This window comes from Pseudochrobactrum sp. sp1633 (assembly GCF_030376605.1).
Lineage (GTDB): Bacteria > Pseudomonadota > Alphaproteobacteria > Rhizobiales > Rhizobiaceae > Pseudochrobactrum.
The window spans coordinates 127,489-144,648 of sequence record NZ_JARRAE010000001.1; the positions used below are offsets into that span (position 1 = coordinate 127,489).

13 protein-coding genes are annotated in these 17,160 nt (G+C 51.6%); 12 read left to right on the forward strand and 1 reads right to left on the reverse strand.

Features of this window, described 5'->3' with window-relative positions; genetic code table 11:
* Nucleotides 1-160 precede the first annotated feature (160 nt).
* Nucleotides 161-4,297 (forward strand): DNA-directed RNA polymerase subunit beta, encoded by a 4,137-nt coding sequence (rpoB, locus tag P8H26_RS00615; RefSeq protein WP_289630931.1) that lies wholly within the window; start codon nt 161-163, stop codon nt 4,295-4,297.
* A 253-nt stretch (nt 4,298-4,550) separates the two neighbouring features.
* Complete coding sequence (rpoC, locus tag P8H26_RS00620) at nt 4,551-8,753, forward strand: DNA-directed RNA polymerase subunit beta' (RefSeq protein WP_289630932.1); 4,203 nt, start codon at nt 4,551-4,553, stop codon at nt 8,751-8,753.
* A 129-nt stretch (nt 8,754-8,882) separates the two neighbouring features.
* Here rpoC and P8H26_RS00625 read toward each other — a convergent pair whose 3' ends face one another.
* Nucleotides 8,883-9,194 (reverse strand): hypothetical protein, encoded by a 312-nt coding sequence (locus P8H26_RS00625; protein WP_289630933.1) that lies wholly within the window; start codon nt 9,192-9,194, stop codon nt 8,883-8,885.
* 502 nt (nt 9,195-9,696) lie between these two features.
* Between P8H26_RS00625 and rpsL the strand changes: the two genes are divergently transcribed.
* The 10 genes from rpsL (at nt 9,697) to rpsS (ending at nt 17,159) form a co-directional block, all read left to right on the forward strand.
* Nucleotides 9,697-10,068: a 30S ribosomal protein S12 gene (rpsL, locus tag P8H26_RS00630; protein ID WP_022709963.1), complete on the forward strand. Its 372-nt coding sequence runs from the start codon at nt 9,697-9,699 to the stop codon at nt 10,066-10,068.
* 69 nt (nt 10,069-10,137) lie between these two features.
* Nucleotides 10,138-10,608, forward strand: coding sequence for a 30S ribosomal protein S7 (rpsG, locus tag P8H26_RS00635; RefSeq protein WP_022709962.1), 471 nt, complete (start codon nt 10,138-10,140; stop codon nt 10,606-10,608).
* A gap of 30 nt (nt 10,609-10,638) precedes the next feature.
* On the forward strand, nt 10,639-12,723 hold the full coding sequence (gene fusA / locus P8H26_RS00640) for an elongation factor G (RefSeq protein ID WP_289630934.1): 2,085 nt from the start codon (nt 10,639-10,641) through the stop codon (nt 12,721-12,723).
* A 63-nt stretch (nt 12,724-12,786) separates the two neighbouring features.
* Nucleotides 12,787-13,962 carry an elongation factor Tu gene (gene tuf / locus P8H26_RS00645; RefSeq protein WP_289630925.1) on the forward strand — a complete coding sequence of 392 codons (1,176 nt, stop codon included), beginning with the start codon at nt 12,787-12,789 and terminating at the stop codon, nt 13,960-13,962.
* 75 nt (nt 13,963-14,037) lie between these two features.
* Nucleotides 14,038-14,346 carry a 30S ribosomal protein S10 gene (gene rpsJ, locus P8H26_RS00650; RefSeq protein ID WP_002964363.1) on the forward strand — a complete coding sequence of 103 codons (309 nt, stop codon included), beginning with the start codon at nt 14,038-14,040 and terminating at the stop codon, nt 14,344-14,346.
* A 26-nt stretch (nt 14,347-14,372) separates the two neighbouring features.
* A complete protein-coding gene (gene rplC, locus P8H26_RS00655; protein ID WP_289630935.1) occupies nt 14,373-15,101 on the forward strand; it encodes a 50S ribosomal protein L3 in 729 nt (242 codons plus the stop codon).
* A complete protein-coding gene (gene rplD, locus P8H26_RS00660; protein ID WP_289630936.1) occupies nt 15,101-15,721 on the forward strand; it encodes a 50S ribosomal protein L4 in 621 nt (206 codons plus the stop codon). The genes rplC and rplD overlap by 1 nt, the downstream gene beginning before the upstream one ends.
* Nucleotides 15,718-16,011 carry a 50S ribosomal protein L23 gene (locus P8H26_RS00665; protein WP_022710940.1) on the forward strand — a complete coding sequence of 98 codons (294 nt, stop codon included), beginning with the start codon at nt 15,718-15,720 and terminating at the stop codon, nt 16,009-16,011. The genes rplD and P8H26_RS00665 overlap by 4 nt, the downstream gene beginning before the upstream one ends.
* 20 nt (nt 16,012-16,031) lie before the next feature.
* Complete coding sequence (gene rplB / locus P8H26_RS00670) at nt 16,032-16,865, forward strand: 50S ribosomal protein L2 (RefSeq protein WP_289630937.1); 834 nt, start codon at nt 16,032-16,034, stop codon at nt 16,863-16,865.
* A 15-nt stretch (nt 16,866-16,880) separates the two neighbouring features.
* The gene (gene rpsS, locus P8H26_RS00675; protein ID WP_289630938.1) at nt 16,881-17,159 is read left to right on the forward strand and encodes a 30S ribosomal protein S19; all 279 of its coding nucleotides are present in this window, start codon (nt 16,881-16,883) and stop codon (nt 17,157-17,159) included.
* The last annotated feature ends 1 nt before the right edge of the window (nt 17,160 follow it).

The window sequence follows — 17,160 nt, forward strand, 5'->3', positions numbered from 1 at the left end:
TTTTATAGTTCAAGCGGTTACAAACCCTTTTCCTGACAGAAGAGCAGCTGTCAGGAAACGGGTTTTGACCCGTTCATAGGACCGTCGCAAGGCGGCAAACAACAGGCCCTGGTATGTCCACGGGCTCAGAACGCCGTAAGGCACAGAACGAGGAGCGACGATGGCTCAGACCCACTCTTTTAACGGTCGTAAGCGCGTACGCAAATTTTTCGGCAAGATTCCAGAAGTCGCCCAGATGCCGAACCTCATTGAGGTTCAGAAGGCATCCTATGACCAATTCCTTATGGTCGCTGAACCGAAGGGTGGACGTCCTGACGAAGGTTTGCAGGCTGTTTTTAAGTCGGTGTTTCCGATCTCGGATTTTTCCGGGGCCTCTATGCTCGAATTTGTCAAGTACGAATTCGACGCGCCAAAGTTCGATGTGGATGAGTGCCGCCAGCGTGATCTGACCTATTCAGCACCGCTGAAAGTAACGCTGCGTCTTATCGTTTTTGATATTGACGAAGATACAGGCGCCAAGTCGATCAAAGACATCAAGGAACAGGATGTCTACATGGGCGATATGCCGCTCATGACTGACAACGGTACCTTTATTGTCAATGGTACGGAGCGTGTTATCGTTTCGCAGATGCACCGTTCACCTGGTGTGTTCTTCGATCACGATAAGGGCAAGACTCATTCATCCGGCAAACTTCTGTTTGCTGCGCGCGTGATCCCGTATCGCGGTTCATGGCTCGATATCGAATTCGATGCCAAGGATATCGTATACGCCCGTATCGATCGTCGCCGTAAATTGCCTGCCACATCGCTGTTGATGGCGCTGGGCATGGATGGCGAAGAAATTCTTTCGACATTCTATAACGCTGTTGCTTATACACGTGACGGCGAAAATTGGCGTATTCCGTTCTCAGTTGAACGCTTCAAGGGTATGAAGATCATCGGCGATATGCTCGATGCTGATACCGGTGAAGTTGTGGCTGAAAGCGGTCGTAAGCTGACTGCGCGCGCTGCCAAGCAGATCGCGGAGAAGGGCGTCAAAGCGATCCGCGCGACTAATGATGATCTGCTCGGTTCTTACCTTGCTGAAGATATCGTCAATTACGCAACCGGTGAGATTTATCTCGAAGCCGGTGATGAAATTGATGAGAAGACTCTCAAGATTCTGCTCGAAACCGGTGGCAACGAGATTCATATTCTTGATATCGACCATGTGAATGTGGGTGCTTATATCCGCAATACGCTGGCTGCTGACAAGAATCAGTCCCGTCAGGATGCGCTGTTCGATATCTATCGCGTTATGCGCCCGGGTGAGCCGCCGACAATGGATTCCGCAGAAGCGATGTTTGAATCGCTGCTGTTTGATTCCGAGCGTTATGATCTGTCGGCCGTTGGTCGTGTTAAGATGAATATGCGTCTTGACCTCGACGCGGAAGATACTGTTCGCGTTCTGCGTAAAGATGATATTCTTGCTGTTATCAAGACGCTCGTAGAGCTTCGTGACGGCAAGGGCGAAATCGACGATATCGACAATCTCGGCAACCGTCGTGTGCGTTCCGTTGGCGAGCTGATGGAAAATCAGTACCGCGTCGGTCTGCTGCGTATGGAACGTGCGATCAAGGAACGTATGTCCTCGATCGAAATCGATACCGTCATGCCGCAGGATCTGATCAATGCGAAGCCGGCAGCTGCCGCTGTTCGTGAATTCTTCGGTTCTTCGCAGCTGTCACAGTTTATGGATCAGACCAATCCACTGTCTGAAATTACCCATAAACGTCGTCTGTCGGCTCTCGGACCTGGTGGTCTGACCCGTGAACGCGCAGGCTTTGAAGTCCGCGACGTTCATCCGACCCATTACGGCCGTATCTGCCCGATTGAAACACCGGAAGGTCCGAATATCGGTCTGATCAACTCGCTCGCAACCTTTGCGCGTGTCAACAAATATGGTTTCATTGAAAGCCCTTACCGTAAAATTATCGACGGCAAGATCACCAATGAAGTCGTTTATCTTTCCGCTATGGAAGAAGCCAAGCACTACGTTGCTCAGGCCAATGCTGAAATCGGTGCGAATGGCGAGTTCGTTGAAGAATTCGTAATTTCCCGACATTCGGGTGAAGTTCTGATGGCGCCGCGTGAAAACGTGGATCTGATGGACGTTTCGCCGAAGCAGCTAGTTTCTGTTGCTGCTGCGCTTATTCCGTTCCTGGAAAACGACGACGCCAACCGCGCTCTCATGGGCTCGAACATGCAGCGTCAGGCCGTGCCTCTGGTACGTGCAGAAGCGCCGTTTGTCGGTACCGGTATGGAAGCGATTGTTGCCCGCGACTCCGGTGCTGCTATCGGTGCACGCCGCGGCGGTATCGTTGATCAGGTGGATGCGACACGTATCGTTATCCGTGCAACTGAAGACCTCGATCCGTCGAAGTCCGGTGTTGATATCTATCGCCTGATGAAGTTCCAGCGCTCCAACCAGAGCACCTGCATCAATCAGCGTCCGCTTGTGCGCGTCGGTGATAAAGTAGGCAAGGGCGACATCATTGCTGATGGTCCGTCAACTGATCTGGGCGATCTGGCTCTTGGCCGTAACGTGCTTGTCGCGTTCATGCCTTGGAACGGCTACAACTACGAAGACTCTATCCTGCTGTCTGAAAAGATCGTGTCGGATGACGTGTTCACTTCGATCCATATCGAAGAATTCGAAGTTGCTGCGCGTGATACCAAGCTCGGACCTGAGGAAATCACCCGTGATATTCCGAACGTTTCGGAAGAAGCACTGAAGAACCTCGACGAAGCCGGTATTGTTTACATCGGTGCGGAAGTTCATCCAGGCGATATCCTCGTCGGTAAGATCACACCAAAGGGTGAAAGCCCGATGACGCCGGAAGAAAAGCTTCTGCGCGCTATCTTTGGTGAGAAGGCTTCTGACGTTCGTGATACCTCAATGCGTATGCCTCCGGGAACATACGGTACAGTTGTTGAAGTTCGTGTATTCAACCGCCACGGCGTTGAAAAAGACGAACGCGCAATGGCGATTGAGCGCGAAGAAATCGAACGCCTGGCGAAAGACCGCGACGACGAACAGTCTATCCTTGACCGTAATACCTATGGTCGTCTGGCAGATATGCTGGAAGGTAAGATTACTGCTGCTGGTCCTAAGGGCTTCAAGAAGGGCGTTGCTGTTAACCGCGACATCCTGACTGAATATCCGCGTTCCCAGTGGTGGCAGTTTGCCGTTGAAGACGAAAAGAGCCAGAGCGAACTCGAAGCTCTGCGCAACCAGTACGACGCCTCGAAGAAGCTGCTTGAAACACGCTTCATGGATAAGGTCGAAAAGGTTCAGCGCGGCGACGAAATGGCTCCGGGCGTCATGAAGATGGTTAAGGTCTTTGTTGCTGTTAAGCGCAAGATCCAGCCAGGCGACAAGATGGCCGGCCGTCACGGCAACAAGGGTGTGGTTTCCCGCATTCTGCCAGTTGAAGATATGCCGTTCCTTGAAGATGGCACACATGCGGATATCGTGCTCAACCCTCTGGGTGTGCCGTCCCGTATGAACGTGGGTCAGATTCTTGAAACACATCTGGGCTGGGCATGTTCCGGCATGGGTAAGAAGATCGGGGAACTGATCGAGGTCTATAAAGAGACCGCTAATATCCAGCCGCTGCGTGACACTCTGGAGCATATCTATCCGGACAACGACCGTAACGAACCGGTTCGCTCTTATGATGACGACAGTGTCCTCATGCTTGCTGATCAGGTGAAGCGCGGTGTGTCGATTGCAACGCCGGTCTTTGACGGTGCTGTTGAAGCAGACATCAATGCGATGCTTGCTGATGCAGGTCTGGCAACTTCGGGCCAGTCGACGCTCTATGACGGACGTACAGGCGAACCTTTTGATCGTCAGGTGACAATGGGCTATATTTACATGCTCAAACTGCACCACCTTGTCGATGATAAGATCCACGCCCGTTCGATCGGACCTTACTCGCTCGTCACACAGCAGCCGCTGGGTGGTAAGGCGCAGTTCGGTGGTCAGCGCTTTGGTGAAATGGAAGTCTGGGCGCTCGAAGCCTATGGTGCAGCTTACACGCTGCAGGAAATGCTCACCATCAAGTCTGATGACGTGGCAGGTCGTACCAAGGTTTATGAAGCGATTGTGCGCGGCGACGACACATTCGAAGCGGGTATTCCTGAGAGCTTTAACGTTCTCGTGAAGGAAATGCGTTCGCTTGGTCTGAATGTCGAGCTTGACGATACACGCGACCTCGTAGCGCCGACAGAGCTGCCTGACGCAGCAGAGTAAAAACAACAGGCGTGACGCGGGTTTCCGCGCCACGCCATTATTGCCATTATTTGGCAGTATGTTTTGAAATTATGGCGGTTAGAGGCGTTTCTGCCTGACCGTTGCGGAAGAGGGCGGATGCCCCGGAGAGTGTCAGGGTGCCTTGGGCTTTATGCTGCACCACAACACCGCTCTGTTTATAGATTCAAACGCATGATGCTTTTATAGAAAGTAGGCCAACTTTCTGAAAGTGTTATGCCCGAAGGAGAACGGCATGAACCAAGAGGTCATGAATCTTTTCAATCCTCAGGCTCCGGCGCAGACTTTCGATTCCATCCGGATTTCGATTGCCTCCCCTGAGAAGATTCTTTCCTGGTCATACGGCGAGATCAAAAAGCCAGAAACGATCAACTACCGTACGTTCAAACCTGAACGCGATGGTCTGTTCTGTGCCCGTATCTTCGGCCCGATCAAGGACTATGAGTGCCTGTGCGGTAAGTACAAGCGCATGAAATATAAAGGCATCATCTGCGAAAAGTGCGGCGTTGAAGTCACACTGTCACGCGTACGTCGTGAGCGCATGGGCCATATCGAACTGGCTGCTCCTGTTGCCCATATCTGGTTTTTGAAATCTCTGCCTTCGCGTATCGGTACTTTGCTCGATATGACGCTGAAGGATATTGAGCGCGTTCTGTATTTCGAAAACTACATTGTTACCGAACCTGGTCTGACTTCCCTGAAAGAGCATCAGCTGCTTTCAGAAGAAGAATATATGATTGCTGTTGATGAATTCGGTGAAGACCAGTTCACAGCGCTGATCGGTGCGGAAGCGATTTATGATCTTCTGGCGACGATGGAACTCGAAAAGATTGCTGTGCAGCTGCGCACTGATCTGGCCGAAACCACTTCGGAACTGAAGACCAAGAAACTGATGAAGCGTCTCAAGATCGTTGAGAACTTCATGGAATCCGGCAACCGTCCTGAGTGGATGATCATGAAGATCGTTCCGGTGATCCCGCCGGATCTGCGCCCTCTGGTGCCGCTGGATGGCGGTCGCTTTGCGACATCCGATCTGAACGACCTTTACCGTCGTGTGATCAACCGTAACAACCGTCTGAAGCGCCTGATGGAGCTTCGTGCGCCTGGCATCATTATCCGTAACGAAAAGCGTATGTTGCAGGAAGCTGTTGACGCACTGTTCGACAACGGCCGTCGTGGTCGTACCATTACCGGTGCGAATAAGCGTCCGCTGAAGTCGCTTTCGGATATGCTGAAAGGTAAGCAGGGTCGTTTCCGTCAGAACCTTCTCGGTAAACGCGTCGACTATTCCGGTCGTTCGGTTATCGTGACCGGTCCTGAGCTGAAACTGCACCAGTGCGGTCTGCCGAAGAAAATGGCTCTGGAACTGTTCAAGCCGTTTATCTATGCACGCCTTGACGCAAAAGGTTTCTCCTCGACTGTTAAACAGGCGAAGAAGCTGGTTGAAAAAGAACGTCCGGAAGTTTGGGATATCCTTGATGAGGTTATCCGCGAGCATCCGGTTCTGCTTAACCGCGCGCCGACGCTGCACCGTCTTGGTATTCAGGCTTTCGAACCTACCCTGATCGAAGGTAAGGCAATCCAGCTGCACCCGCTCGTTTGTACAGCGTTCAACGCTGACTTTGACGGTGACCAGATGGCTGTTCACGTGCCGCTGTCGCTTGAAGCGCAGTTGGAAGCACGTGTTCTGATGATGTCGACCAACAACATTCTGCATCCGGCAAACGGTCTTCCGATCATCGTGCCGTCGCAGGATATGGTTCTCGGCCTCTACTACCTGTCGATCGTTGCTGAAAACGAACCTGGTCAGGGCATGACTTTCGCCGATATGGGCGAATTGCAGCATGCGCTGGAAACCAAGGCCGTTACGCTGCACACCAAGATCAAAGGCCGCTTCAAATCTGTTGATGCGGAAGGCAAACCTGTATCGAAAATCTTTGATACAACGCCTGGCCGTCTGATCCTCGGTGAATTGCTGCCGAAGAACGTCAATGTTCCTTTCGACATCTGCAATCAGGAAATGACCAAGAAGAACATCTCCAAGATGATCGATCTGGTTTATCGCCATTGCGGACAGAAAGAGACAGTGATTTTCTGTGACCGCGTGATGCAGCTCGGCTTTGCCCATGCCTGCCGTGCCGGTATTTCCTTTGGTAAGGATGACATGGTCATTCCTGATGCCAAGGCGAAAATCGTTGCTGACACAGAAGCATTGGCCAAGGAATATGAACAGCAGTACAATGACGGTCTGATCACTCAGGGCGAAAAGTACAACAAGGTTGTTGATGCCTGGGGTAAAGCGACTGACAAGATCGCCGACGAAATGATGGCCCGCATTAAGGCTGTTGAATTCGATCCGGAAACCGGTCGTCAGAAGCAGATGAACTCCATCTACATGATGTCGCACTCCGGTGCCCGTGGTTCGCCATCGCAGATGCGTCAGCTCGGCGGTATGCGTGGTCTGATGGCCAAGCCTTCTGGTGAGATTATCGAAACACCGATTATCTCGAACTTTAAAGAAGGTCTGACCGTGAACGAGTACTTCAACTCGACACACGGTGCCCGTAAGGGTCTGGCTGATACGGCTCTGAAAACCGCTAACTCCGGTTATCTGACACGCCGTCTTGTTGACGTTGCGCAGGATGCGATTATTTCTGAGCCAGATTGCGGTGCAACCGTTGGTCTGACGATGAACCCGATCGTTGATGCCGGTCAGATCGTTGCCTCGCTCGGCATGCGTATTCTGGGTCGCGTTGCTCTCGACGACATCAATCATCCGGCAACGGGTGAAGTGATTGTTGCTTCCGGCGACATGATCGAAGAACGTCATGTGGAAGTGATCGAAAAAGCTGGTATCCAGACCGTTCGTATTCGTTCGGCTCTGACCTGTCTCACCCGCTCCGGCGTGTGCGGCAAGTGCTATGGTCGTGACCTTGCACGCGGTACTCCGGTGAACAAAGGTGAAGCTGTCGGCGTTATCGCTGCGCAGTCGATCGGTGAGCCTGGTACTCAGCTGACCATGCGTACGTTCCACCTTGGTGGTACAGCGCAGGTTGTTGATAGTTCGTACCTCGAAGCTTCTTATGAAGGTACCGTTGCTCTGCGTAACCGCAATGTGGTTCGCAATACTGACGGTCATCTGGTGGTAATGGGCCGTAACATGGCCGTTCTCATCATGGATGCTTCCGGTAAAGAACGTGCAAGCCATCGCGTAACCTATGGTTCGCGCCTGTTCGTCGATGACGGTGATGGTGTGAAGCGCGGTCAGCGTCTGGCCGAGTGGGATCCGTATACCCGTCCGATCATCACCGAAGTTGAAGGTGTGATTGAGTTCGAAGATATGGTTGACGGTCTGTCGGTTGCTGAAAACACCGATGAATCCACCGGTATCACCAAGCGCGTTGTTATTGACTGGCGTTCGACCCCGCGCGGTTCGGATCTGAAGCCTGCTCTCGTTGTTAAAGACAAGAACGGCAAGATCATGAAACTGTCCAAGGGTGGTGAAGCCCGCTTCCAGCTCTCCGTTGAAACCATTCTTTCGGTTGAGCCGGGTGCAACGGTTCGCGTCGGTGACGTGATTGCCCGTTTGCCTATGGAAAGCGCGAAGACCAAGGACATCACCGGTGGTCTGCCACGCGTTGCTGAACTGTTCGAAGCCCGTCGTCCGAAGGATCACGCTATCATCGCTGAAGTTGATGGTACAATCCGTTTCGGTCGCGACTACAAGAACAAGCGCCGCATTATTATTGAACCGAATGACCACAATCTGGAGCCGGTTGAATATCTGATCCCTAAAGGTAAGCCTTTCCATCTTCAGGAAGGCGATGCGATCGAAAAGGGTGACTATATTCTCGACGGTAATCCTGCGCCGCATGACATTCTGGCGATCAAGGGCGTGGAAGCACTTGCTTCTTACCTCGTGAACGAAATTCAGGAAGTTTATCGTTTGCAGGGTGTGACGATCAACGACAAGCATATTGAAGTTATCGTTCGTCAGATGCTGCAGAAGGTTGAGATCACGGATTCAGGTGACAGCACCTATATTCCGGGCGATCATGTTGACCGTATTGAACTTGACGAAATTAATGATCGTCTGGTTGAAGATGGCAAGAAACCTGCTGAAGGTCTGCCGGTTCTGCTCGGTATCACGAAGGCATCGTTGCAGACACCTTCCTTCATCTCGGCAGCTTCCTTCCAGGAAACAACCCGCGTTCTGACTGAAGCGGCAGTTGCCGGTAAGATGGATACGCTGCAGGGTCTGAAGGAAAACGTGATTGTGGGTCGTCTGATCCCTGCCGGTACCGGCGGTATGATGAGCCAGATCCGTCGTATTGCGACTGCCCGCGATGATCTGATCATTGACGAGCGCCGCAAAACTTCCGGTGCAGATGCTGCAAATGCAATGCTGGTTGATATGACCAACAACGCAGCGGAATAATCCGTTCTTTATAAAATTTAAAAAAGGCCACCTTCGGGTGGCCTTTTTTGTAAGCGGGCAGGGCGACTTGATGTGTCCATAAAAAACGCCGCATAAAGCGGCGTTTTTAATAAATCATGGAAGAGAAGATTATTCTTCGTCTTCATCATCATCTTCGTGGGAGCCGTCGAATTCAATCATGGCAACCTGACCGGAGAGGGCGGTATTGTAGCCGCTCAAATATGGTTCTTCTTCCGGCTGCTCGGTCAGAGTACCGATTTCAGTAATTTCGGCTTCAGCAAAACCTTCATTGGCCAGAATTTCAAGCGTTGCCTGAATGACATCTTCTTCCGGTTCTGACTTCAAAAGGATGTGGACATTGACGGGATCGCTCTCGCCCTCTTTCCATGCATCAGCAATAATGAGAAACACTTCATTCGAATCGGGATTGGTGTCTGACACGGGGTATTCCTTAATTTCCGGTTAAGCTCGCCCTGCATCAGGGCCTGAAACGGCTGAATCAGACTGTCTGCATAAAAGATAATCTGCAAAAAGGACAGTCGGATAAGGATTCTGCCGGTATTTTATGTGATTAACATTACAACCGGCACCCTTTGAGGCAAATTTACCCGTTTATAAAGGGTAAATTCCCGATTTAACTGTCATAAATCAGAAAACTCCGCCGTCGGTCTTGACGAACTGCCCTTATCAGCGTATCAGCACATCATCTGAGCCGATGTGAGGCTGGCTATTCCGGAGCGACAAGTTCTGGAGTTTGTCTCAAACAGGGTTCGTTTTACGATCTAAAATGTAATTGCCGTTCGCATGAAGGTAACTTCCTCTGCTTTTGTTCGGGCATGCCAGCGCTAGCGTTGGCATTGTGTCCGATTTTGTGCATGCGCATTAAGGTAAAAACGGCCCTTTTGGGCGATTGATACGAGTTAATTTAGTAGAGGAAGGTTCAATGCCTACCGTAAACCAGCTGATCCGCAAACCGCGCCAGGCGCAGGTTAAGCGTAATAAGGTTCCTGCTCTGCAGGCAAACCCTCAGAAGCGCGGTGTATGTACCCGCGTTTATACAACGACCCCGAAAAAGCCGAACTCGGCGCTGCGTAAAGTAGCAAAGATTCGTCTGACCAACGGCTTTGAAGTTATTGGTTATATTCCGGGTGAAGGTCATAACCTTCAGGAGCACTCCGTTGTTATGATCCGTGGCGGCCGCGTCAAGGATTTGCCGGGTGTTCGCTATCACATCATCCGTGGTGTGCTCGATACCCAGGGTGTTAAGAACCGTAAACAGCGTCGTTCGCTGTATGGTGCTAAGCGTCCTAAGTAATAATTTTCCGGGGATACCGGCCGTCTGATCCTCAGGCGAGTTGAGCCCGATGTAATTAAAGAGACTTATATGTCCCGTCGTCATAGTGCTGAAAAGCGTGAAATCAATCCGGATCCTAAGTTTGGTGATCTGGTTGTGACAAAATTCATGAATGCAATCATGCTTCATGGTAAAAAATCTGTTGCAGAGTCCATCGTATATGGCGCTCTGGACTCTGTTGAGGCGAAAGCCAAGCAGGATGGTCTGGTAATGTTCCATCAGGCGCTCGACAATGTTGCGCCACACGTGGAAGTGCGCTCACGCCGTGTTGGTGGTGCGACTTATCAGGTTCCTGTTGATGTTCGCCCTGATCGTCGTCAGGCGTTGGCGATCCGCTGGCTGATCAATGCTGCTCGCAACCGCAATGAAACAACGATGATTGATCGTCTGTCCGGCGAATTGCTTGATGCTGCAAACAATCGTGGTTCTGCTGTTAAGAAGCGTGAAGATACGCATCGTATGGCTGAAGCCAACCGCGCATTCTCGCATTACCGCTGGTAATCGTCGAACTCTATTCAAAGAGCAAATATTATGGCCCGCGAATATAAAATCGAAGACTACCGAAATTTCGGTATTATGGCTCACATCGACGCCGGTAAGACGACGATGACTGAACGTATCCTGTTCTATACAGGTAAGAACCATAAAATCGGTGAAACACACGACGGCGCCTCCACAATGGACTGGATGGAGCAGGAGCAGGAACGTGGTATTACCATTACCTCTGCTGCGACTACCACATTCTGGCAGGGTCAGGATGGCAAGAAGCGTCGCTTCAACATCATCGATACTCCAGGTCACGTTGACTTCACGATTGAAGTTGAGCGTTCCCTGCGCGTTCTCGATGGTGCGATTGCACTTCTCGATGCTAACGCCGGTGTAGAGCCACAGACTGAAACCGTATGGCGTCAGGCTGAAAAATACCACGTACCGCGTATGGTCTTTGTCAATAAAATGGACAAGATCGGTGCTGACTTCTACCGTTGCGTAGAAATGGTTGCTTCGCGTCTTGGTGCGCAGGCTCTTTGCGTTCAGCTGCCAATCGGTGCCGAAAACGAATTCCAGGGCGTTGTTGATCTCATCGAGATGAAGGCATACGTCTGGGATGGTACAATCGGTGCGGCAGCAGAAGAAAAAGAAATTCCTGCTGATCTTCAGGCTAAAGCTGAAGAATACCGCGAGAAGCTGATTGAGCTTGCTGTTGAAGCTGACGAAGCTGCAATGGAAGCTTATCTGGAAGGCAAATATCCAAACAATGACGAGCTGCGCGCTCTGATCCGTAAGGGTACAATTGCTGTTCAGTTCCATCCAGTTCTGTGCGGTACTGCGTTTAAGAACCGTGGTATTCAGCCTCTGCTCGATGCAGTTGTTGCTTATCTGCCGTCTCCTGTTGAAGTGCCTGCGATTAAGGGCATCGATGTTAAGACGGAAACAGAAACAACTCGTGAATCTTCAGATGAAGCACCGCTTTCGATGCTTGCATTTAAGATCATGAACGATCCGTTTGTTGGCTCGCTGACATTCGCCCGTATCTATTCCGGTAAGATGACCAAGGGTATTTCCCTGGAAAACACCGTTAAAGGTAAGCGCGAACGTATCGGCCGTATGCTGCAGATGCATTCCAACTCCCGCGAAGATATCGAAGAAGCATTTGCTGGCGATATCGTTGCTTTGGCTGGTCTGAAGGAAACAACGACCGGTGACACGCTCTGCGATCCGCTGAAGCCTGTTATTCTGGAACGTATGGAATTCCCTGAGCCGGTTATCGAAATCGCGATTGAACCAAAGACCAAAGCTGACCAGGAAAAGATGGGTATTGCCCTGAACCGTCTGGCTGCTGAAGATCCTTCATTCCGCGTTAAGTCGGACGAAGAATCCGGTCAGACCATTATTGCCGGTATGGGTGAACTTCACCTCGACATTCTGGTTGACCGTATGCGTCGTGAATTCAAGGTTGAAGCTAACGTTGGTCAGCCACAGGTTGCCTATCGTGAAAGCATCACCCGTCAGGCAGAAATCGACTACACACATAAGAAACAGTCCGGTGGTTCTGGTCAGTTCGCTCGTGTTAAGATCGTATTCGAGCCGCATGAAGGCGATGATTTCATCTTCGAATCCAAGATCGTTGGTGGTGCTGTTCCTAAGGAATACATCCCGGGCGTTCAGAAGGGTATCGAAAGTGTTATGGGTGCAGGTCCTCTGGCCGGCTTCCCTATGCTCGGTGTCAAGGCGACCCTTATCGATGGTGCATACCACGATGTTGACTCGTCTGTTCTGGCCTTCGAAATTGCTGCCCGTGCAGCATTCCGTGAAGGCGCTCAGAAAGCCGGCGCTCAGTTGCTCGAACCGATCATGAAGGTCGAAGTCGTGACACCTGAGGATTATGTCGGTGACGTTATTGGCGATCTGAATTCCCGTCGTGGTCAGATTTCCGGTACCGAAGCCCGTGGTATTGCCACCGTCGTCAATGCAAATGTTCCACTCGCCAGCATGTTTGGTTATGTGAACAACCTGCGTTCGATGTCTCAGGGTCGTGCCCAGTACACCATGCAGTTCGACCATTATGAGCCGGTTCCGGCTGCGGTCGCCGCAGAAATTCAGAAGAAGTTTGCGTAAGCCTTTTGGCTTACGCTCGTTAAAATAGAATGCCTGAGCAGGCTAAATTGATGGAGAGCTCAGATGGCAAAGAGCAAATTTGAACGTAATAAACCGCACGTCAATATCGGCACTATCGGTCACGTTGACCATGGTAAGACCTCGTTGACTGCTGCTATCACCAAATTCTTTGGTGACTTCAAGGCTTACGACCAGATCGATAACGCCCCTGAAGAAAAAGCACGCGGTATCACCATTTCGACTTCGCACGTTGAATATGAAACAGAAAACCGCCACTACGCACACGTTGACTGCCCAGGTCACGCTGACTATGTGAAGAACATGATCACCGGTGCTGCGCAGATGGACGGCGCGATCCTGGTTGTTAACGCTGCTGACGGCCCGATGCCACAGACCCGTGAGCACATTCTGCTCGCTCGTCAGGTTGGTGTGCCTGCAATCGTTGTGTTCCTGAACAAAGTTGATCAGGTTGACGATGCTGAGCTGCTCGAACTCGTAGAAATGGAAGTTCGCGAACTTCTTTCGAAATACGACTTCCCAGGCGATGATATTCCAGTTGTTAAGGGTTCGGCTCTGGCAGCTCTGGAAGATTCAAACAAAGTTATCGGCGAAGACGCAGTTCGTGAACTGATGGCTGCTGTTGATGCTTACATTCCAACTCCAGAACGTCCTGTTGATCAGCCGTTCCTGATGCCAATCGAAGACGTGTTCTCGATCTCCGGCCGCGGTACAGTTGTTACCGGTCGTGTAGAGCGCGGTATCGTTAAAGTTGGTGAAGAAGTTGAAATCGTTGGTATCAAAGCTACCGGCAAGACAACTGTTACCGGCGTTGAAATGTTCCGCAAGCTGCTCGATCAGGGCCAGGCTGGCGATAACATCGGCGCACTGGTTCGCGGTGTAGGTCGTGACGACGTTGAACGTGGTCAGGTTCTCTGCAAGCCAGGTTCGGTTAAGCCACACACCAAGTTCAAGGCAGAAGCTTATATTCTGACCAAAGACGAAGGTGGCCGTCATACACCATTCTTCACAAACTACCGTCCGCAGTTTTATTTCCGTACAACTGACGTAACCGGTATTGTGACCTTGCCAGAAGGCGTGGAAATGGTTATGCCGGGCGACAACGTAACAGTTGATGTTGCATTGATCGTGCCGATCGCTATGGAAGAAAAACTCCGTTTCGCGATCCGCGAAGGTGGCCGCACCGTTGGTGCAGGTATCGTCGCTTCGATCATCGAATAATAGATTTGTGCAGGGGCGTTTGGCACAGAGATTTATCTCAGTGCTGAACGTCCCGCGTAACAAGGAACAGATCAAATGAACGGTCAAAACATCCGCATTCGCCTTAAGGCGTTTGATCATCGGATCCTTGACGCTTCGACGCGGGAAATCGTGTCGACTGCCAAGCGTACCGGTGCCAATGTGCGCGGACCGATCCCTCTGCCAACACGGATCGAAAAGTTCACAGTAAACCGGTCGCCGCATATCGATAAGAAAAGCCGCGAGCAATTCGAGATGCGCACGCACAAGCGTCTTCTCGATATCGTTGACCCAACCCCACAGACAGTTGATGCGCTTATGAAGCTGGATCTGTCGGCTGGTGTTGATGTCGAGATCAAGCTGTAAGGCTTGAGGACGGAAGGAACGAACCGATGCGTTCAGGTGTTATTGCACAAAAGCTGGGCATGACCCGCGTTTATACAGACGCTGGCGAGCATGTACCGGTGACAGTACTCCGCATGGAGAACTGCCACGTTGTAGCTCAGCGCACAGTAGAGAAAAACGGCTATACAGCCGTACAGCTTGGCGTAGGATTGGCCAAGGTGAAAAATACGACCAAGGCTCTGCGCGGTCACTTCGCGAAGGCTGAAGTTGAACCGAAGGCGAAAGTAGCTGAGTTCCGCGTTTCAGAAGATAATCTTCTGGATGTAGGCGTGGAAATCACTGCCGAGCATTTTGTAGCCGGTCAAAAAGTTGACGTTACAGGTACAACAATCGGTAAAGGTTTTGCCGGTGTTATGAAACGTCACAACTTCGGCGGCGGCCGCGCAACTCATGGTAACTCGGTATCGCACCGTGCCCATGGTTCGACCGGTCAGCGTCAGGATCCGGGTAAAGTATTCAAAGGCAAGAAAATGGCCGGTCACATGGGTCAGACCCGTGTAACCACGCAGAACATCGAAGTCGTTTCTACCGACCTCGATCGCGGCCTGATCCTTGTTCGCGGTGCTGTTCCTGGTTCCAAGGGTGCATGGATCTATGTTCGTGATGCTGTAAAAGTATCGCTGCCGGAAAATGCTCCTAAGCCAGCTGGCCTGCGCCAAGCTAAGGGTGAAGCTGCTGCGGTTGCAGAAACCTCAGCGACTGAGGGAGCCGAATAATGGATCTCACAATTACAACACTTGAAGGCAAGGATGCCGGTAAAGTGCAGCTTTCCGAAGAAATCTTCGGTCTGGAGCCGCGCGATGACATCCTTCAGCGCGTTGTCCTTTGGCAGCTCGCTCGCCGTCAGCAGGGTACCCACCAGACCCTGACCCGTGGTGAAGTCTCCCGTACCGGTGCTAAGATGTACAAGCAGAAGGGAACGGGCCGCGCTCGTCACCATTCCGCTCGCGCACCTCAGTTCCGTGGCGGTGGTAAGGCTCACGGTCCAGTATCGCGCAGCCATGAGCATGATCTTCCTAAGAAGGTTCGCGCTTTGGCTCTGCGTCACGCCCTTTCGGCTAAGGTTAAAGCCTCTGATCTGATCATCATCGATGATCTGGCAGCTGCAGAAGCCAAGACCAAGCTGCTGGTAACCCAGTTTGCTAATCTCGGTCTGGAAAACGCACTGCTGATCGGTGGTTCGGAAATCGACGCCAACTTCAAACTTGCTGCATCCAATATTCCAAATATTGATGTGCTGCCGGTACAGGGCATCAACGTTTACGACATTCTTCGCCGTGGCAAGCTCGTCCTTTCCAAGGCGGCTGTCGAAGCCCTCGAGGAGCGTTTCAAATGACAGATCTTCGTCACTATGATGTGATCGTTAGCCCGGTCATTACCGAAAAGTCGACTATGGTTTCCGAATTTAACCAGATCGTCTTTAACGTAGCCCGCAAGGCCACGAAACCAGAGATCAAAGCTGCAGTAGAAGCGCTCTTCGGCGTGAAAGTTACAGCTGTGAACACCACTGTGCGTAAAGGCAAAGTGAAGCGGTTCCGCGGTATTGTTGGGCGCCAGAGCGATGTCAAGAAAGCGATCGTAACTTTGGCTGAAGGCCAGAGCATCGACGTTTCGACTGGTCTCTGAGAGGCCGTGGAGTAAAGACAATGGCACTCAAGCACTTTAATCCGATCACTCCGAGCCAGCGTCAGCTGGTCATCGTGGATCGTTCGGAGCTCTTCAAAGGCAAGCCGGTCAAAGCATTGACCCAGGGTTTGACTAAAAAGGGCGGTCGTAACAACACCGGTCGTATCACTGTTCGCTTTCAGGGCGGTGGTCACAAGCGTACGTATCGCTTCATTGATTTCAAGCGTACGAAACACGATGTGTCCGCTACTGTTGAGCGTCTTGAATACGATCCAAACCGTACCGCATTCATCGCGCTGATCCGCTACGAAGACGGTGAGCTGAGCTACATCATTGCACCACAGCGTCTTGCTGTTGGTGACAAGGTTATCTCCGGCGCACAGGTTGACGTTAAGCCAGGTAACGCGATGCCACTCGGTGCGATGCCGGTTGGTACCATTATCCACAATGTGGAAATGAAGCCAGGCAAGGGCGGTCAGATCGCTCGTTCTGCCGGTACTTATGCGCAGCTCGTAGGCCGCGATCAGGGTATGGCAATTCTTCGCCTGAACTCTGGTGAACAGCGTCTGGTACATTCGGGCTGTCTGGCAACTGTTGGTGCCGTATCCAATCCGGATCATGGCAACATCAACGACGGTAAAGCCGGTCGTTCCGTATGGCGCGGTAAGCGTCCACACGTACGCGGCGTTGCTATGAACCCGGTTGATCACCCGCACGGTGGTGGTGAAGGTCGTACTTCGGGTGGTCGTCATCCTGTTACTCCGTGGGGTAAACCTACGAAGGGCAAGAAGACACGCTCGAACAAGGCGACAGATAAATTCATCGCTCGCTCGCGTCATCAGCGTAAGAAATAAGAGAGGTAGTCTAAAGTGGCTCGTTCAGTTTGGAAAGGACCGTTTGTTGACGGCTATCTTCTCAAGAAGGCTGAGAAGGTACGCTCCGGCGGTCGTAATGAAGTCATCAAGATCTGGAGCCGTCGCTCCACAATCTTGCCGCAGTTTGTTGGCCTGACCTTTGGTGTATACAACGGTAATAAACACATTCCTGTGTCTATCTCCGAAGAAATGGTCGGACACAAGTTCGGTGAATTCGCTCCAACCCGTACCTATTACGGTCACGGTGCGGACAAGAAAGCGAAGAGGAAGTAAG